Origin of the sequence: Acidithiobacillus caldus ATCC 51756, assembly GCF_000175575.2 — a bacterium.
GTDB classification, from domain to species: Bacteria; Pseudomonadota; Gammaproteobacteria; order Acidithiobacillales; family Acidithiobacillaceae; genus Acidithiobacillus_A; species Acidithiobacillus_A caldus.
Genome location: NZ_CP005986.1, coordinates 1,903,727 through 1,921,361, shown reverse-complemented (window position 1 = coordinate 1,921,361; position 17,635 = coordinate 1,903,727). Strand labels below are relative to the sequence as shown.

At 54.9% G+C, this 17,635-nt stretch carries 23 protein-coding genes and 2 pseudogenes; 18 read left to right on the top strand and 7 right to left on the bottom strand.

Annotated elements, in window-relative coordinates; translation table 11 throughout:
* Position 1 precedes the first annotated feature (1 nt).
* The 12 genes and pseudogenes from ACAty_RS09400 (at position 2) to ACAty_RS09355 (ending at position 9,074) form a co-directional block, all read left to right on the top strand.
* A complete protein-coding gene (locus ACAty_RS09400) occupies positions 2-484 on the top strand; it encodes a hypothetical protein (RefSeq protein WP_004873007.1) in 483 nt (160 codons plus the stop codon).
* Complete coding sequence (locus tag ACAty_RS09395) at positions 481-2,475, top strand: chemotaxis protein CheA (protein WP_004873005.1); 1,995 nt, start codon at positions 481-483, stop codon at positions 2,473-2,475. Before ACAty_RS09400 ends, ACAty_RS09395 begins: the two co-directional genes overlap by 4 nt.
* Complete coding sequence (locus ACAty_RS09390) at positions 2,475-3,074, top strand: hypothetical protein (protein ID WP_038472130.1); 600 nt, start codon at positions 2,475-2,477, stop codon at positions 3,072-3,074. The genes ACAty_RS09395 and ACAty_RS09390 overlap by 1 nt, the downstream gene beginning before the upstream one ends.
* Positions 3,071-3,817, top strand: a complete 747-nt coding sequence (locus tag ACAty_RS09385) for an oxygen-binding di-iron domain-containing protein (RefSeq protein ID WP_038472128.1) — start codon at positions 3,071-3,073, stop codon at positions 3,815-3,817. Before ACAty_RS09390 ends, ACAty_RS09385 begins: the two co-directional genes overlap by 4 nt.
* Before the next feature lie 159 nt (positions 3,818-3,976).
* Positions 3,977-4,582: pseudogene (locus tag ACAty_RS16770) on the top strand (methyl-accepting chemotaxis protein); the annotation flags it as partial.
* A gap of 45 nt (positions 4,583-4,627) precedes the next feature.
* Positions 4,628-4,990 carry a CZB domain-containing protein gene (locus ACAty_RS16765; protein WP_404813530.1) on the top strand — a complete coding sequence of 121 codons (363 nt, stop codon included), beginning with the start codon at positions 4,628-4,630 and terminating at the stop codon, positions 4,988-4,990.
* Between the two features lie 70 nt (positions 4,991-5,060).
* Positions 5,061-6,026 carry a chemotaxis protein gene (locus ACAty_RS09375; RefSeq protein WP_038472124.1) on the top strand — a complete coding sequence of 322 codons (966 nt, stop codon included), beginning with the start codon at positions 5,061-5,063 and terminating at the stop codon, positions 6,024-6,026.
* Positions 6,023-6,283, top strand: coding sequence for a PAS domain S-box protein (locus ACAty_RS16760; protein ID WP_038472122.1), 261 nt, complete (start codon positions 6,023-6,025; stop codon positions 6,281-6,283). The genes ACAty_RS09375 and ACAty_RS16760 overlap by 4 nt, the downstream gene beginning before the upstream one ends.
* 115 nt (positions 6,284-6,398) lie before the next feature.
* Positions 6,399-7,030 (top strand): annotated as a pseudogene (locus ACAty_RS16690) (methyl-accepting chemotaxis protein); the annotation flags it as partial.
* 27 nt (positions 7,031-7,057) lie between these two features.
* Positions 7,058-7,441, top strand: coding sequence for a CZB domain-containing protein (locus ACAty_RS15925; RefSeq protein WP_038472118.1), 384 nt, complete (start codon positions 7,058-7,060; stop codon positions 7,439-7,441).
* A 499-nt stretch (positions 7,442-7,940) separates the two neighbouring features.
* Positions 7,941-8,705, top strand: coding sequence for a PilZ domain-containing protein (locus ACAty_RS15455; RefSeq protein ID WP_082179270.1), 765 nt, complete (start codon positions 7,941-7,943; stop codon positions 8,703-8,705).
* Positions 8,706-8,858: 153 nt separating this feature from the next.
* Entirely contained in the window at positions 8,859-9,074 is a 216-nt protein-coding gene (locus tag ACAty_RS09355; RefSeq protein ID WP_153801827.1) for a hypothetical protein, read from the top strand.
* Between the two features lie 214 nt (positions 9,075-9,288).
* Here the strand turns inward: ACAty_RS09355 and ACAty_RS15920 are convergent, their stop codons facing one another.
* The 6 genes from ACAty_RS15920 to ACAty_RS09330 all read right to left on the bottom strand — a co-directional run bounded on the left by ACAty_RS15920 (position 9,289) and on the right by ACAty_RS09330 (position 12,589).
* Positions 9,289-9,903, bottom strand: a complete 615-nt coding sequence (locus tag ACAty_RS15920; RefSeq protein ID WP_051620788.1) for an RNA-guided endonuclease TnpB family protein — start codon at positions 9,901-9,903, stop codon at positions 9,289-9,291.
* A gap of 9 nt (positions 9,904-9,912) precedes the next feature.
* Positions 9,913-10,440, bottom strand: coding sequence for a hypothetical protein (locus tag ACAty_RS15915; protein WP_004872996.1), 528 nt, complete (start codon positions 10,438-10,440; stop codon positions 9,913-9,915).
* 73 nt (positions 10,441-10,513) lie between these two features.
* Entirely contained in the window at positions 10,514-11,398 is an 885-nt protein-coding gene (locus tag ACAty_RS09345; RefSeq protein ID WP_004872994.1) for a type I restriction enzyme HsdR N-terminal domain-containing protein, read from the bottom strand.
* Positions 11,399-11,490: 92 nt separating this feature from the next.
* Positions 11,491-11,922 (bottom strand): hypothetical protein, encoded by a 432-nt coding sequence (locus tag ACAty_RS09340; protein ID WP_004872993.1) that lies wholly within the window; start codon positions 11,920-11,922, stop codon positions 11,491-11,493.
* Positions 11,919-12,353 (bottom strand): type II toxin-antitoxin system VapC family toxin, encoded by a 435-nt coding sequence (locus ACAty_RS09335; RefSeq protein WP_198408160.1) that lies wholly within the window; start codon positions 12,351-12,353, stop codon positions 11,919-11,921. Before ACAty_RS09335 ends, ACAty_RS09340 begins: the two co-directional genes overlap by 4 nt.
* Positions 12,347-12,589 (bottom strand): type II toxin-antitoxin system Phd/YefM family antitoxin, encoded by a 243-nt coding sequence (locus ACAty_RS09330; RefSeq protein WP_038472114.1) that lies wholly within the window; start codon positions 12,587-12,589, stop codon positions 12,347-12,349. The genes ACAty_RS09335 and ACAty_RS09330 overlap by 7 nt, the downstream gene beginning before the upstream one ends.
* Positions 12,590-12,727: 138 nt before the next feature.
* Between ACAty_RS09330 and ACAty_RS09325 the strand changes: the two genes are divergently transcribed.
* From ACAty_RS09325 to ACAty_RS09305, 5 genes are read left to right on the top strand one after another with little or no spacing between them, the layout of a single operon-like run.
* A complete protein-coding gene (locus ACAty_RS09325; protein ID WP_004872987.1) occupies positions 12,728-13,021 on the top strand; it encodes a hypothetical protein in 294 nt (97 codons plus the stop codon).
* Entirely contained in the window at positions 13,014-13,601 is a 588-nt protein-coding gene (locus ACAty_RS09320; RefSeq protein WP_226824369.1) for a hypothetical protein, read from the top strand. The genes ACAty_RS09325 and ACAty_RS09320 overlap by 8 nt, the downstream gene beginning before the upstream one ends.
* Positions 13,598-14,605 carry a P-type conjugative transfer ATPase TrbB gene (gene trbB, locus ACAty_RS09315; RefSeq protein ID WP_004872984.1) on the top strand — a complete coding sequence of 336 codons (1,008 nt, stop codon included), beginning with the start codon at positions 13,598-13,600 and terminating at the stop codon, positions 14,603-14,605. Before ACAty_RS09320 ends, trbB begins: the two co-directional genes overlap by 4 nt.
* A gap of 59 nt (positions 14,606-14,664) precedes the next feature.
* Positions 14,665-15,555 carry a toxin co-regulated pilus biosynthesis Q family protein gene (locus ACAty_RS09310; RefSeq protein WP_004872983.1) on the top strand — a complete coding sequence of 297 codons (891 nt, stop codon included), beginning with the start codon at positions 14,665-14,667 and terminating at the stop codon, positions 15,553-15,555.
* Positions 15,552-16,049: a hypothetical protein gene (locus tag ACAty_RS09305; RefSeq protein WP_038472112.1), complete on the top strand. Its 498-nt coding sequence runs from the start codon at positions 15,552-15,554 to the stop codon at positions 16,047-16,049. Before ACAty_RS09310 ends, ACAty_RS09305 begins: the two co-directional genes overlap by 4 nt.
* On the opposite strand, the gene ACAty_RS15910 is transcribed toward ACAty_RS09305, so the two are convergent.
* On the bottom strand, positions 16,022-16,792 hold the full coding sequence (locus ACAty_RS15910) for a hypothetical protein (protein WP_153801825.1): 771 nt from the start codon (positions 16,790-16,792) through the stop codon (positions 16,022-16,024). The two genes, ACAty_RS09305 and ACAty_RS15910, sit on opposite strands and share 28 nt — an antisense overlap.
* A gap of 209 nt (positions 16,793-17,001) precedes the next feature.
* Between ACAty_RS15910 and ACAty_RS09295 the strand changes: the two genes are divergently transcribed.
* Entirely contained in the window at positions 17,002-17,610 is a 609-nt protein-coding gene (locus ACAty_RS09295) for a lytic transglycosylase domain-containing protein (protein ID WP_051620784.1), read from the top strand.
* The last annotated feature ends 25 nt before the right edge of the window (positions 17,611-17,635 follow it).

Below are 17,635 nucleotides of genomic sequence, written 5' to 3'. Positions count from 1 at the left end.
CATGACGGATTTGGCAACGAATGAGACTTTGCAATTGCTCCGGGAAACAGAGCGTTTGTTGCGAGAGGGCATGAAACGTATTGCCCAGGTGCAGTCGGATCTTCCAACGGCGCAATCTCCGTTGGAGGAGGCCTTGCGGCTGACGGAAGAACAGGCGATGACGACGCTGTCCGGCGTCGAAAGAGCACAGGAAGCCCTGGCGGATATCCGTAACGCTGATGGAGTCTTTATTGACGGTTATCTGGATCGTATCGACCAGGCTCTTGGGACGATTCTGGCCAGTCAGCAGGGACAAGACTTGGCTGGGCAACGGCTTAAGAAGGCGATTACGCTTTTGGGTGCAGTAGAAGAACGGATTTGTCGAACGGTAAAAGATCTCGGTATTGATTCGCTTCCAGCAGAAAATATCCCCGCTTCGGCCGATGCAATGACAAGCTTTGGTCAAAATGACGTGGATGCCTTGTTGGCGGAGTTGGGAATATGAGCATGGATCCCGATATTCTTAGAGATTATGTTTCTGAGGCACGTGAGCTACTGGAGCAGGCCCAGAGTGACGCGCTGGCTCTTGAATGCGCCCCTGACAGCGATGCCGTTCTGGCCTCGCTCTTCCGCGCGTTCCACACCTTGAAGGGCGGTGCGGGTTTTCTTGATGCTGACGCCTTGGTGGAGTGGACGCACCATCTGGAGGATTTGCTGGATAAACTGCGGTCTCACGTTTTGCCGGTTACTCCGACAACGATCGATGTGATCTTGAAGGGGCTGGACGTCATCCAGTGCATGTTGGATGAGCTTGGTCGGGGAGTCTATCCCAACCCTGGGCCAAGCGATCTGGGACAGCGAATCTGCGCACTTGCCTCTGTTGAGGATGTGCATACTTCCCCTCCAGAAAGCGCAAGCGAGAACGTCCGGCCCATTGCTGAGCAGCCCACCGGTGTGGAATCTGCCGAGAGTGGCACCTTGCAGGCTTGGCAGAAGCTTAAACCCGATGGAAAGGTCGGCGTGTATGTCGAGCGAGTAAGCGAAGGCAAGGACAAGGGTGCGGTATGCGTTGAGAGCGCCTCAAAAGCCGGGGATGATGCTGCCTCCGATACCATTAGCGATGAGGAATTTGAGCAAGTGCTCGATGCGCTCTATGGGCATAAGGCGCCAGGTGTGGTGCCTCCTGCCGAAAGACGAGTAATGGATTCTCAGGTCGCATCCACTGCCGTGTTACCTGGCGCTTTGCCCCAAGCCACGGCTCCCGCACCGGTCACTTCGGTTGCTGCCGTAAAAACTGAGCGGCCCAGCTCGACGTCGGAGACGCCAGAGAGCACTTTGCGGGTAGAGTCTGCTCGTCTGGATTCGGTAATGAACCAAGTCGGTGAATTGGTGCTTTTGCGTAATCGTTTCCTTTCAGCCATGCAAACCACGATCGGGGAACACGAGGATCTCGCGCGCATTGCGCGGGAGATGGACCTAACGGTCAACGATATGCAGAGCACTGTCATGCGACTGCGCATGCAGCCTTGCAAACGACTTTTTCAGCAACTCCCCCGAGTGGTCCGCGATGTTTCCCGCCAACTTGGGAAGCGTGTGAACTTACAATTCGTTGGTGAAGATGTTGAAATTGATAAAAAAGTGGTAGACGCACTTTCTGCGCCCTTGATCCATCTTGTCCGTAATAGCCTCGATCACGGTATCGAAACGCCTGCCGATCGGGTGATGTTGGGGAAAAACGAAATAGCTACACTGCGGATTTCCGCCGTCCACCTGGGAGATAAGGTCCGCATCGAAGTAAGCGACGATGGCAACGGTATCGATGCGCAACAGGTTAAGCAAAAAGCTGTGGAAAAAGGATTGATCGGGCAGGAAGAGGCTGCACGCTTGACCGAAAGTGACGCCATAGACCTCATCTTTCGCCCGGGCTTCTCTACAAATGATGTAGTCACAGAGTACTCTGGACGAGGTGTGGGCATGGATGTTGTAAAGAAAACCACCCAAAGTCTACGAGGCCGGCTCGATGTGCATACAAACTTAGGTACCGGTACAACCATCGCGATGGAATTCCCATTGACCCTGGCGGTGCTTCCGGTCTTGTATCTGCGCTTGCGCCGCGACGTGTATGCGATTCCTATTTCCTCTGTTTCCAGTCTCATCGACGTGGATCCTCAACGCCTATATCAGGTTCAAGGCCGGGCGCTATATCAAGCTGGCCCCGAGCAAATCGTCCCTTTTGTGGATCTCGGAGAGATCTTGCATCAGCGCCCTATACAGCTGGGAACGGAACCAACGGACGGCATTTTAACTGAGCGCGGACTACTGGTGGTTTCGGAGGTGCTTGGAAATGAAGACTCGGTTGTTAAGCCTATCGATTTTCTTTCCGAAAGCCACTGGTATCAAGGGGCGACTCTCTCGGGAAAGGGAGAAGTGGTCCTCATTCTCGATATTGCGAACTTGAAACACAGTCAAGCAGAACCAAAACGGGGGGTGGCCTGATGCACGTCAGTACCGTCATGCGCCTAGTTAATGCGGCCTATGCTCTAGACCGGACATTGGAGCAATCATTACGTGAGATCGATCGCCGTGCTCTTAACGCTTTGGTGCTTGTCAAGCGGCATGGGACAGTCTTGGCCGGATATGGCGTCATTGCTCAAGCCTTCCGGGAGCAGGCCAACTCGCTCAAAGCAGCGGCTACCGATATGCGGGCTATCCTCCCGCGGTTGATCGCAGTGCAGATGCGGGCTGTGCAGCATCAATACTATCTCGCCAGCATGAATCTGGAGGTTCTCTCATCTTGTGGACGTAATTGCTGTGCGGGACTTACGCAAAGTCGGGACCAGTGGAGGTCTCGTGTCCGTAAAGATGAGGAAGAAGCGCACGAGATTTTATTGCAATTATTGCGGTCTGTTGAGGTCTTGGAGGCGCGAGTAGCTGAGCAGGAGTATGTGGTCATAAATGCGCGTATCGAAGCGGCGTTATCCGAGAGCGTAGGAGCCCCGCTTAATCGAGTATCGGCGGATATGGGCCAAGCTATTCAAACCGTTTCCATCGGTATTCGTCAGTTCCATACCATCCTGGGAGGAGTATTGTCGTGAAATCTGCACCCGTCGTTCAGTTGGGCAAACATCGTTGGTGGATTGTTTACGACCAAGACGAAGAGCGCGTCATCGATTCAAACATATACGTCATGGAGTCGGATGGGGAGGCTCTCATTTTAGATCCGGGCGGATTCGAGATCTTCCCTCAGGTTTTCGCCGCTGTTGTAGAAGCCATTCCGCCCGACGCCATTCGGACTGCCTTTGTCTCTCACCAGGATCCGGACATCGCCTCTAGCCTACCACTCTGGAATGCCTGCAACCCGAAGATTCAATGGTACATTCCCAAACTCTGGGACGGATTTATTCGCCACTATGGAGCCTTGGATGCCACTTTTGTGGATATTCCCGATGAGGGTATGGAGATCAGGATCGGTGGTCAGACACTCCAGATACTTCCGGCACATTATCTACACTCTTCAGCAAATTTCCATGTCTACGATCCAGTGGCGAAAGTGCTCTTCTCGGGGGATGTCGGAGCCGCACTGTTACCCAAAGGACATTCGGCGTTCTTGGATCGACGTCGTCCGGAGGCCTTTGGTGAGCATATCGCTCACGCTAAATATTTCCATGAGCGTTGGATGCCGTCCAATGAGGCTAAGCGTGATTGGTGTGACCGGGTAAGGCAATTGGATGTTCAATACCTATGTCCACAGCATGGGGCAATCTATCAAGGTGAGCACGTTCAGCGTTTCCTTGACTGGTTTGAAGCGTTGCCTGTAGGTCGAGTAGACGGTAAATGAAAAGGTGAACTTTGATTAATCTCGCGGGCACGAAGCGTAGTCACTGCTGTCCTCAGCAGGGTGGCGACAAATGTCCGCGATATTGAATAAGTCACCTATTACCATAGGTTGTATGCATACCTTATAGTTTCAGCGATTACCGCTCAGTCAGGGGATATTATGGAATCTAACATTCAAATACTGGACTTGATAGCCGAATACCTCAATTGTTCAAACCAAAACGATGTGGACGTCTGTGAGCATCGATTGGCCGAAGAGTTAGGACATGATTCTTCCGTATTAGATGCGGTTCGTCATGCCAAACATCAGGTTCAGAGTCTCGATGCCCTGGAAGAGAAACTGCACAACTCCATCGAGGGTATGCGTTCTGTAACATTTCAGGTGGATCAATCGGCCGAATCTATTGAAAGTATTGTTCATGAGATCGCTGTGGCGTCTCAAGAAACGAACTCGCTTGTGCGGGAAAATGAAACTTTGGTTAATCGGCTTTACAAACAGTTGCAGGTAATGGAGGCGACCATTCAAGATATCCGTTCGATTGCCTATAAAACCAATCTGTTGGCACTCAATGCAGCTATTGAAGCGGCGCGTGCAGGCGAGCATGGACGCGGTTTTGCCGTCGTTGCCGATGAGGTTCGTAACTTGTCGGGTTTGGTAAGCACCGCAACAGACAACATTCATAAGAACATTTCAGAGCTTCAGGACGTGGGGAAAAAAATATCCGATCAAAAAACGGTGCTCAGCGAACAATCATCGGTGATAGATGGCGTTGTGAACGATCTCGGAGAGAAAGTCCATCAACTAAGATTAATGACAACCGCTCTTCAATTAAAGGCAACATCGGAGACGCATGAGCATTTTGTTCAGGTCGCGATCGATGAGGCTGAAAAAAAGGACTCTTCTATGTCCTGTGAGAATCTGCCATTACCCTCGAATCATCATCAATGCCGATTGGGTAAATGGTACGATAGGGACGGAAAAAAGGCTTTTGGCAGTTTGCAGGAGTTTCAAGAACTGGAAGCGCCGCATAGAGCGGTACACGAGTTAGCCTGTAAGATCCTTGATCGATCGTTATCCGTAACGGAACGTCGGGATCTGATAGCTAATTTAGTGAACAACCGAGATCGTTTTGATGCCGCATTAGTAAACCTAGCAAGGGCGATTGGTGTTTAAGCGCGCACAACTGCTCGCGGGAGAATACTAGTCATTTGCAGGTGGTGTTTTGAGAATTAAGGGGGATTCTATGAGTACGACATTACAGAATGTTGACGAGCGGACGCAGCTGGCAGGAACCAATCGTTTTGAGTTGCTCCTTTTTCGCTTGGGGAAGGATCAGCAGTCGGGTGAGCGAGAAATATTTGGGATTAACGTGTTCAAGGTTAGGGAGGCCTTGGTGATGCCGAAGATCACTCCGATGCCGGGAGCGCCTCAGCATGTCATCGGAGTTGCCAGCATTCGCGGTCAAATCATACCGGTCGTAGATCTTCCTTCGGTGGTGGGTTGTGTTCCCGATGAGCTCAAAATTTTACTGATTACGGAATACGAACGCTCCATTCAAGGTTTTGCGGTGGAGGATGTGGAAGAGATCCGTCGCCTCGATTGGAATCGGGTGATTTCTGCCGAGACTTCAGCCGCTGGGAGTCTTGTGACCAGCCTCGCGCGCATTGATGAGGATGAGAAAAATAGCCGATTGGCCTTGGTTCTGGATGTCGAACAGGTGCTACGCCTGGTACTGCCGGCACGCTTTCACGCCGGTGATGAGATGCAGCACGCTCCCGAAGTCAAGATACCACCCGGATCGGTCGTGCTCTACGCCGATGACTCAGCCGTGGCCCGAAGCCAGATCGAGAAGACCCTCAAAAAATTGCAGCTTCCCTTTATTGCAACGAAGACGGGCAAGGAAGCTTGGGAACGTTTGGAGGCGATAGCGCGTGAGGTGCGCGCGGCCGATATTCCGATTCGGAATCGGGTGGCCCTGGTTCTGACGGATCTTGAAATGCCGGAAATGGATGGTTTTACCCTGACGCGAAAAATCAAGGAACACGATCTGCTCCGAAACATTCCAGTCGTTATCCATTCCTCTCTTTCTGGTTCGGCCAACGAATCGCACGCCAACAGCGTCGGTGCCGATGGCTACGTTGCGAAGTTCGTCCCTGAAGAGTTGGCTCAGACCCTTTCCCGCGCCCTGGAATCCGGAGAAAACGCATGAACCTTCAAAATATAGACAATACCACCCTGCAACAGCTCTGGCAGAGTATCGACCGGGCCTCGGCTATCATCGCCTTTACCCCCAACGGCACTATTCTGGATGCCAATGGGAACTTCCTGCAGGCGGCGGGTTATACACACTCCGAGCTGATTGGGCAGCCATTGGATACTTTGCGAGCTGGCCTATGCTCAGAGCCCAGCCTACCAGCAATTCTGGGAAGATCTCGCTGCAGGCAAGCCGCAGCGAGGGATCTTTGAGCGGCGAACGAAAACCGGTACACCCTTGTTTTTGAGGTACAATATATGTCCATCCAGGCTGCGGACGGGGCCGTCGAGATGGTCATCAAAGGAAACTCTGACCTAGCCTAAAAAGGTGCGTCTTTCCGCCAATATTGACCCAAGTGCGCTGCTATCAGGTCATTCATCCCGCGAATCCCCCCATTTTCTGGAGAGTTTTTGGATATTGGGCACACCACTCCCTACGCGGCCAGGAGATATCTCCTCAGCATGTACAGGTTGGCCCAAAGTGGCCAAGGATGTTACCGCCGCGGAACAGAAATCGGCGTTCATCCAGCAGTCGGTGACGGAAATTTCCGACAACGCCAAAAGAAATGCCGAGACCCTTTCCAAGACCGCTCGCGAGACGCTCGCTTCCATGCAGGATGTCGAGCATTCGGTGCATGAGGTGGGTAGCCTGATCCAGGAGAATCACAGGCCGAGCGAGGGTCTGAAGCAAGAGGTCGGAGCGATCCGGGGTAATGCCCAGAATATCCGTGAGATTGCCTATCAGACCAACCTCCTCGCTCTCAATGCTGCCATCGAGGCCACCCGGGCTGGGGAGCAGGGCGAGGCTTTGCGGTCGTCGCCGATGAGGTTAGAAACCTGTCCAAACGCGTACAGGAGGCCACCGAAGAGGTCCAAAAGAATATTGCCACCATCAGCAGCTCCACAACCACTATGGGTGAATCGAGCACGAAGGCGCGAAATCGGGCAGAAGGTGCAGAAGCCGTCACCCAAAAACTGGCCACGATCTTGAAGAGCCTGAGCGGAATCGCCGGCACCTTGTCCATTGAAGCGGGCACGGGCGATCATGAGCTCTTTGTGGCCAATATCCTGGAACAAGCGAGTCTGCCGGTATCCACCCCGCGTGCGGAGGAGCTCCCCGACCATCATCACTGTGCCTGTGGCCAGTGGTACGATACCTTGGGCCAGGAGCAGCTCGGCAACCGCCCGGAGTTTCGGGCAATCGCGACGCTGCACCAGGATCTCCACCTTGCCGGGAAACAGTTCCTTACTGCTTTGATCCAGAGCGACGCACAGCAACAGCAACAAAGCCGAAACGTACTGAAGGAGATGGAAAGTAGCGTGATTACTGCGCTGAAAAGTGTAAAAGATGGCCTGAGACTTGGACGATGATGGATGGGCGTTATCCTGTTTGGTTAATAAGGGTCAATATGTCAGAAATTTATTTGTGGTTGCGCCTATTGGAAACCAGTGGATGGATCTAAACCAACGTATTTGCTGGGATTAACAATTGCCGCTCGCCAATATCACGAGAGATGTTGGGTCCGGGCGAACAAGAAACTGTACAAGTTTCGGTAGTAACTAAGTTTCATAAATTCAATGTCCGAAAACAGGGAGGGTTAAAGGTGCGATATTATAACGGTCAATGGTGCTTGTATTTCATATTTTCAGAAGCGTGTTCGCCAATAGTGGGCAACAGTAGTCCAGTGCTGATGCGCACAGGCAGCGTAACGGAGTGAGAGAGCCCTATGTGCAATAGCTTGGTATTGGTATGGCTGTGTAGATATCCAGGGTCTGGGCATGGCTACCATTTCCTGCATCTGTTACGGCCGACTACACACTTTTTGGGTATTATTATAACGCAATTATCTATGCAGGATAGAACGATCTTATGATTACCACACATGTGGATACCGATCTAGGCATGCTGCTACCTTTTAGAGCAGAGATAGATCTGGCGTCCTACTTAGAGATCCTGATTGCCGGATTTCAGACCTCTATGGCCTTTAGCGATAGCCAGATTTGCACTGAGGGGCGAGGTTCGGCAGTTATTTATTCGGCAGATCGCAACGATAGTGGACACCCATACCTCTTTGAAGGTTGTGACACGGCTCACCAAATTCTATATTTTACTCCGCTTCGCAGAAATCTGTTGGGTGATGAGGTCTATCGACAGGCGTTATTTGTTATTGAACATAGTGGACATATAAGCATGGGGCTGTCGAGTTTTCAGAATCGACATCACGGGCAGGATTGTTTTTTGCCGCGTGGCCCAATCTATCAGAGAAAAACGCGGAGAGATAGGCGCGTCTTGATAGATGGACTCATTTTCCTGCGGCGGCGGGACGGGAGATCGACAATCGCTAGGTTGCACGATTTTAGTCCATCCGGAGCCAGTTTTTATACGGATGAAGCTTTTGTTTTTGGAGAAACGCTTTTGGCTGAATTTGAGATACCTGACTGCGGCGTTTGCGAAACTGTCGTTACCGTTGTTCGCCGAGATATCCTGTCTCTTGGGAATCCGTATCGCTTTGTTGTCGGAGTAAAAATGCAACTAACATCCGCTCAACGCAAAAAAGCTGAACAACTATATCTTTGCAAGAAGGCAGAATCTATGAAGCGAATTGTGGACTCCGCCCGCTCCAGCATTGGTTAACCGTGATTCAAGAAAGCGGACGGATATCTGATGGGTTGAGGAGCAGGGATTCTCCGTATGGCTTCGGAGCGACGCATCGTTCTGGAGTTCTGTGCTTGCGCGATGCTTCCGGTCGAATTTTCGGGGAGATAGCTGGGCATATCGATTAAATCCTTGCTGAAGAATGGTTCCGTTTGCATGCCGGTTTTTTATGAACGCATTGGGGATAAGTTTTTGGGCAAACCAGGATGGAAGCCCAAGGTATTCTGGGAAAAGGGTGATGGCGGATTGCCTGGCGCGCATTCCATGGAGTGTTTTTCGGCGTTTACGGCGCATGTGGCGATGGACAAGCATGGGAAGGAAGCACTGGTAGGGGCAGCGCACTATTGATCACTCACGCTGCCCGCAAATCTGTCTCGAACTCGTCCGGGCGCGACCAGCGAGCCACAGTGGACAAATCTTGCACCAGGCGAAAATCCTCATCCTGCCATACGTCTTCAGTGTCATCGAACAAAGAAACGAAAGTCAGCCTTGGCTGCACCATCTTGAGGTAACCCAGGTCTTGAACCTCCCCATGGCTAAAACCAGGGGATTCCCGTTCTCGTTACGCTGCGGCAAACGCCGCAGCTTGGCTTATCGGGTTTGGGGCCGGTTCATGCGGCCCGCCCCCTGGAACCTCAAGGACCAACGGGCAGCACAGCCCATACCAATCCCGGATATTCATCGCGGCGTTGGCATCGGCGTGCGCCTTATGTCCACACCGGGTGCAGACGTAGGCATGTTTATGACGTTTGTTTAACGCGCCACAACGATGACAGCTTTTACTGGTGTAGTGGGGACGTACCTTGTCCACCGCTACGCCAGAGGCCAAGGCCTTGTAGCGCACAAACGTCTCCAGCTGATAAAACGGCCAATAGTCTCGATTTTGTCCTGCATCCGACTTGGTTTGTTTCCGCTGCTTCGTGGTCTGTCGAATGCTGGACAAATCCTCGAATCGGATTCCCGCCCCAAGGCGAACGGCCATCGCCACCAGTTCCTTGCTGATGCAATGGTTGATATGCGTGACAATGCGCCGTTCGCGGTTTTCGAGTTTCCTGACCGCCATATGTTTCCCAAGACTTTGCAGTTTCTTCCGGCGCTCAGCAAAAACCCGGCGTATGTGCCGTATCCTTGCCGCCTTCCAAAAGACCACTGGCCCGTCTGGAGTCGCCGCCGCCATCGGCACATTCTATCCTCTGTCCACGCCAATCCAGCGGCCCGTACTCGCGGCGTCGGGAACCTCCATCGACACCGAAATCAAGGCGTACCAGATCCCACGGCGGGATTGAGAGAGTTTGATGCTTTCGGCTTTGGCCTTCCCATCCAGCAACGCTTCCAACAAACGCTGGTGCGAGGCAACATGAACCTGTAGCGGGACCCGCTTCTTGATTCCACGCAGCAAGCCAAATGAGACGCTGAACGTATTGCCCACACGGTGCAGCGTCCAGTTCTGGTTGTTGGTTTCCAGAGGAAGCCGCCGAAACCGTTTGGTCTTGGTTTTGGCGTTAGCGTTACGGATGGTTTGGTTGATCCAGGCGCTGCCGATCTCCACATCGGCAAAACTCTTGCTGGTGAGCTTGCGACGTTCTTCCTTGGGTAGCGCCAGGATGCGATTGGCAACGTCTGTGTTTATCCGCTCAAGACGCACAAACTCCTCCGCCTTGGCTTGGTTCAGGCGTAGAAAGGGGAGCTTGATGGTCTTGACCAGTGTTGCCACATGCTTAGCATAGCAATACTACAAGGCATTGCAAGATGTGCGGCTCATATCCCCATGCCTAAAGGCAGGGGCTTTACGCCGCATCATGGTAAAACTTCAGGTCTGATGGGTTTTCAATTTCATCGACCAGCTTGCACAGAAACAGATTGACCAGCTTGTCGAAGGCGTTTTCACGGCCGGACACATTGTCTTGGCGCAGGATGGTGGCGAACTCGTGATACTTCTTCTGCTGATCACTGGCCGAGATGGCGTGCAAATCCGCTACCGAATATTTGTCCTTGCCGATATGGTATGGCTGAATGTTTTCTTCAAAAATTCCCTTGGTTGTGTAATCGAGCTTGCAGGTATCGCGCCAAACGGCATGGCGATCTTTCACGTCCGTTGCCGACTTGAAGCTCTTGAAAAGTGGGTTATCAGCAAGATATTTGTCATTGTCGCGGTGCGCGATGATGTGGCTGGTGTAGTTGACCGTGCCCGCATCCAAATCCGAGGTGTAAAGACATAGAAACCGGGTTTCGCTGATTTGCTGCGCGTAGCTGAATAGCTGATCGCCATCCTGCAGGGTTTTGTTCCAGGTGCGTTTGAATTCGGTCCCGACTGTCTTGCATTCAATGATCAGCAAGGGCCTGGCTTCGTTGTCCTTGACCAGAATGTCGGCGCACCCGCCGCTGGCACCGCGACCCAGTTTCCACTTGGGCTCTAGTTCAATGTGCTCAGGCTTATAGCCCTTTTCCAACAGACGGTGTACGCATTCGAGCACAACGAAATTTTCGTTGGCGTCGAAGTTGCAGGTTTGCCGCTCATTGATGATCAAACCTGCCGCCTCCGGATAATGGATTTCCTTCTTGGCGAAGTTCACCTCGAGGACGGCTGAGCCGAACAGCTTGCGATGAATCGCGCCTTTCTTCTCGAAACCGAGCGCATTAAGCAGGTCGGCCAGATTATCTTGGGTCAGCATCAGTTTCTTATCTCTTTGTCAGCCATCAAGGCGCTGCTTTGGGAACCGAATTGCCAGCGGTGTCATCTTTTCAAGGACGATCAAGTAGCAGCCTATACGGTTGCCATCGCTCGGCTTCGTGCCTGTTCCGCTTCGGCTTTATCAAGCGCCTGTTCGTACTGCCTCGACTCCTGTAACTTCCGCAGGTCCTCGCGCAATTCCTCCGCTCCCAGGAGTTGTCCGCTGCGCTGGTCGTTCTGGATGAGGACGATGAGCGGTTCGGCAGGGAAATACTCCAGGAAGATTTCCGCCCCCTGCGTGAGGATGCTTTTCGCGTCCCGTCGGAATTCCTCGATATCGGTGTAGGGCGTGTCGATCACGAAAACGGCTGCATCGCTTTCCTTCGCCCCTGTTGCGATATTGTCGATTGCATGCTTTCCGATGGTGCGGATGTCGAGGGCTGGGAACCGCTCGGGTAGGCGCTGAATCCAGGTCTCGGCCTGGCCGCGCCGTGTGCCGATGGCGAGGATAACGGTGATGGTCATCGTAAATTGCTGTCCCAGGGGTTGATAATCGGTAATTCGGGGAATTGAAAATCGGATGTGTTCCGGGTGACCAGTGCGAGATGATGGGCCATGGCGGTTGCCGCCAACAGGCTGTCAATCGTTGGTAATGGACGATCGGCGATTCCACACAGGTTGCCCCAAACGTCGGCGACATGCCGATCCACGGACAGAAGATGGGAACCCAGCCAGGGAAGCAGGGTGATTTCCAGCCAATCAGAGAGTTCTTTCTGTTTTTCTGGGTCTTTTACCCTGGAGATGCCCCGACGGATTTCCCCTGTCGTCAGCACGCTGAGGTACAGCTGATCGTCATCGACCGCTTCGAACCATTGCAGCAATTTCGGCTCAGGCCGTTTACGGCGTAATTCGGACACGATATTGGTGTCCAGCAAATAGCCGCCGACGGTCACCACTCGATATCCCGAACGGTTGTCTGTTCGCGGTGCAGATCCAGCTGGGTATCTGGACCGCTACGGACGATCTCCACGAAGCTCCGCCGGTTCGGTTGGAGCCGACGGTAGGTTTCTACGGAGAGCATCACCACTGCCGGTTCGCCACGCACGCTGATGGTTTGCGGACCCTCCGACTGGGCGCGGCGAACTAGCTGGCTGAATTTTGCTTTGGCGTCTTGCAATGCCCAAACTGGCATCGTTGATCTCCTATCTAGTCTGACTGGTCATTATAACGGCCATTCCTTTTTTGGCACAAGGGGATGTCGGAGCATTCTCCTCTATCTTCACCCCCTCTCGCTATACCAAAACGAAGCAAGCGTTTTGGGAGCAGCATCATGTCGGGATCCGAGGTGTTGGCCAACGTCAAGCTGGTAGGGCGATATGCCGAGCGCATCGAGGCGGAGGCGCAGGAGCGCGGGGTGTCGCGTCCGGCGCTCATTGCCGACTACGCCATGCGGGGCATGGATGCCGCGCAGTCCGTGGAGGATGTGGAGGCGCGGGCGATGGAGCGGCGTCTGTCGGCGACCCTGCTGGCCATGCGGGGGGAGGTTGAGCGGCTGCAGGAATCGGTCGACCACTTGGTGGCGCATTTCGGTCTGGAAGCTTCCGAGGAGGGTTTCCATGTCTAGCCCTGTCCCTGAGGGCGGTAATTCTCCTGCGATGGGCGTGCCGCCGTCCGCCCCACTGCGTAGGGCAAAACTGCCGTCCGCAGGACCCGTAGCCCTGCCGTCCGCAGGACCCGATAAGCCGGTGTACGCCAGTAGTGTCAAGCTGGTTGGTCCTTATGCGCAGCGGATTCGCGACGAGGTTCGGCAGGGTCAGGCGCGGTCCATCAACCAGTTGGTTGCGAAGTACGCGGTGTTGGGGATGGAGCTATCCCGTGCGCCGGATGCTTCCTTGCGGGCGTTGGAGATGCGGCTTTTGGGTGGGCAGGAAAAGCTACTCGATCGCATCGATGGGGTACAGGCGGAGGTGGATACGCTCACGGCCATGTTCGATCTGTTTACGAAGCTCATGCTGTTGCACTTACCGGAGCCGGTGCTGGATGAGGCGGAGGCTGTGCAGTCGTCGGCGCTGACGCGCTACGAGCGGTTTTTGCGGCAGGTGGCAGCCCAGGGGTTTGATGCGAACCGTCCGCGGGCTTTGCGCCGGATTGCGAAGCTCCTGACGGAGCGTATGGATGCAGAGGCGAAGGAGGCGGGCAGATGAGCGAGTCTCTACCTGGTGCAGCCCTCCTGCCGCCCGCAGGTCCCGTGCCGGGCGCAGCCCTGCACGCCATCGACAAGGCCAAGGCGGAGGCGCATGCGCGGCTTATCGAGCAGATGCGACGTATCCTGGGAGAGGATATCTGCAAGGCCTTTGAGGATCCCAAGGTAGTTGAGATTCTGCTCAACGATAATGGGGAGGTTCTGGTAGAGCGGCATGGGGAAGGGATTACGCCGTTGACCACCATGCCCGCGGCCAAGGCGCTCAATCTCTTGGGGCTCATGGCGTCTTATCGGGAGACGGTGGTGGATCGTGCGCATCCCATTGTGGAGGGCGCGATGCCGCCCGAGTTTCTGCTGGCGCGGTTTGCGGGGTGTATTCCGCCGCTCACGCCGGCGCCGACTTTTGCTATACGTTTGCCGGCGCGGTCGATTTTTACGGTGGAAGATTACGTGTCGCGGGGGATTTTGACGGACGCGCAGTACGAAAAGATAACTACGGCGATTCGGGATCGGAAGAACATTGTCGTGAGTGGCGGGACGGGCAGCGGCAAAACCACCCTACTCAACGCCTGTTCCGATTACGTGGCTCGCATTTCCGGTCTTGATCAGCGCATTGTCATCATCGAGGACACGCGGGAGATACAATGCAACGCGCCGAACGTCGTGCAGATGCTCACCGATCCCGATTCCGGTATCGACATGACCCGTCTGCTCAAGCTCACCCTGCGGTATCGTCCCGACCGGATTTTTGTGGGTGAAGTGAGAGATCGTTCAGCTTTGGCATTGCTAAAAGCCTGGGGAACAGGTCACCCAGGTGGTTTGGCGACCTTGCACGCCAATGACGCGGAAGGCGCGCTCACTCGCCTCGACCAGCTCTGCCAGGAAGCTGGTGTTCCGTCTCAGAGGCATCTGATCGAAGAAGCCGTCGACGTCGTCGTGCAGATTGCCCGCGATCCCAATCATCCTGCCGGTCGTCGGATCACCGAGATTCGCTTTTTCGACTGAATATCGTATCCCGTTTTGGCTTGGCTATACCAAGGCAAGAATCGGTTTTTGGAGGCAGCATGTACCAGTTCGTCGTCCCCCCAGAAAATGTGAATCCTCCCGCCGTTGTGGCGCCAGCGCCGGTATCGCCAGGTCCCGATCTGTCCGGCTACCGGAAAAGTCTCGAGGTGCAGCCGGTGTTGGCGCAGCACGGCTTTGGGGTGGCGCATCGCAGCGATCGCCTGCAGCGCGGCACCGTAAATTTCCTGCAGGCGCTGCGGGAGACTTTGCCGACGGGGTGGACGGTGTACACCAAGCCCGGGGTGACGCTCGATCTCCCGGTGGTCGTTACGGGTTCCATGACCCGGGAGCGGTGGACGCTGGCATTGAAGGAGGAGATCCAGCAGGCGGGCTTGCATGGAGCCTTGTGGTGGGATCAGCAGACCTTGACCCTGTGGACGCCGCCGCCTGTGCCGGTGTCCTTGCCGTCGGCTGCTCCGAAGGCCTCGCCGAAGGCTCCGCCGAAGGCTTCGCCTGAAGTCACACCTGCGCCCAATCTGGGCGGGTATCGGAAAGCAGAGCTGTCGCCCGCAAGGCCCCCTGCGGGGAGCATATTGCCGGCCGCAGCCCTGCCGTCCGCAGGACCGCTGCCGTCCGCAGGACCGCTGCGCGGGGCAGGACTGGCGTCCGCAGAACCCGCGAATCTTACGGCGCAGCCGGTTTTCGTGCTCACCAAGGGGCGGCTCATTTTGACGGAGTTGCAGAAGTGGGCCGCGCAATCGGACTGGACGGTGGTGTGGCAGGTGCCGGAAGACTGGATGGTGCCGAACACGACGACCTTCACTGGGGATTTCCAGCAGGCGGTGACGCAGGTCGTGCAGGCGCTGGCCGCCAACGGGGCCAATATTCATGCGGTTTTCCACACGGCGAATAATACCGTGGTGATCGATGGTGCTGGGGGTGGGGAATGACTTCTGATCCTCGGGCAAAAAAGATAATGGTTCCATGGGAAATTCAGGCGAGCGCTGTATTTAACGCCGTAATGGGTGTGTTTCCGCTCCTGGAAATGAAGCCGGCGGAAACGGAACACTTGTTGAGGTGGGTAGCGCGGCGCGACCGGGCAACGCTACGGGCAGTGCGGGCGAAGGAGACCCGCCAGCGAATTCCAGAGGGGCCTGGCGGATATTGGTCTCGCTGGTACCAGCGATCTGGCAAGGCGTACCGTCCTCATCGCTTGGACGAGGTTTTTGTCGAGTGGATGTCCTCCGTATGGATCGAGGAGAACGAGCCTGGATATCTGATGGTGATCTCATCTGGGCCGTTCGGCGGGCTATGCGCCGTGTTCTGGAACGATAGTCTCATTTCCGAGGAAGAATATATGCCGTTTCAGACCCTGGAAGAGGCGAAAACATGGGTCAAACGCAGACTCGAAAATCGTCAGGGAAAATCCCTGGGGAAAGCCTGACGCATTTTCAGGACCACATAATCGACAGGCGGTCGGTACTGTGCCTGAAGAAATGCCTGGTCGATATAGAGGGTTTTTGTATCGACGAGGTGGCGCAGGGTGGGAGATCCGCCACGTGCGGGGTTCCTATATATGGCCTTTATGATTCTGGGATCGCCTTGGGTGCGAATCCATATATCATCAAGCGTTCGAACTCGGGAGTCGAACCAGAAACGAAGCCAGACTGGGCGCAAGAGCTGTCCTTTTTTCTTTATCACCGGGGCCCACTCCTTCCATGCGAGGAAGATATAAGGCACCTCCCATTCCTGGAGGTTGCCGCGGCTCCAGAGGCGGGAATGATCTGCTTCCTTGATGACGGCAATGAAGTCGTCGACATCCATATAGCCGTTGAGAAGCTTGCGCATATGGGCGTAGTGGGTTTGCCAGTGCTCGAAAAAATCGGCGCGAAGAGCCCGACCGCGTGCCGTGTCTACTGGCACATCGTGGAGAAACACGTACTTGTGATCCGCACGGTTGCGCAACGGGCATGGCGGCGGATTCGCATCACGTGGATGAGAAAAAATCTGATCGTGAAGAGGCCGGTCATTTCCCACAACGATCATTGGCTCCAGGCATCCGGGACAACGCGCTCTTGGGCGGTTTTGATGGCGGCTCTGGGGATCCAATTTTGGACCAAATTCCGCCGTATACGTTTGGACGGTGACCTCTTTTTTGACGTTGTACGGGTGAAGCGCTGTTTTCATGGGAGCAACCCCTTTCTCAAGTATCCGGACCTGGAACTTCAAAGATACAAGAGACCACAGTCTCCCGCCATTTTACGCCAGGGTTACACATGCTCGCCTGCGTAGCCGAAGCCGCCACCGCTTATCATGTCCCAATCCCCATAATCGAGCGGGTACTGGCGTCGGTCTCCCGCTCTGCGGGATCTTCGCCCTCCGCGGGAGTTGGTCCCATGGGAATTCCTGGTCAATGGCTGCCGGTGCTCGCAGCATACGGATTCTCGTTGCAAGACGTGCGCAAGGACCCCTGCTGGGGCATCGCGGCCGGCGCGTGGATCCTGGCGGTGGAGCGAATGTACGCGGGCGGCGGAAATGGAGTCTCCGCGCGTGGGCATTTCGTCTATCCTGGCGTGTTACCTTCCATTCCAACGCGATATGTGCAGTGGGCGAATCGGGCTTCTGCGTCCACCGGGGTTCCTGCGGCGTTGATTCTTGCCGTGGCGGCTCAGGAGTCGGGATTCAATCCCGATGCGGTGAGCCCCAAAGGAGCGCAGGGACTCATGCAGTTCATGCCGGGGACCTGGGACCGATTCGGGGAGGGCAGCCCTTTTGATCCCAAGGCCGCCATCTTCGCCGGCGCCCGGTATCTGCGTTACCTCGCTGGAAAACTCGGTAGTTGGAAACTCGCCATTGCGGGCTATAACGCTGGTGGTCAGGCGGTGGTGAATGCGGGGTATCGGGTCCCGCCGTTTCGGCAGACCCAGCGATACGTTCCGGCGGTGCTTGCGCGGTACCAGTATTTCCAGTCGCGGGTCGCGGGTTCCGAGTCGCGGGCCAAATAAACCAGGTTGCGAACCAGTCTGCACC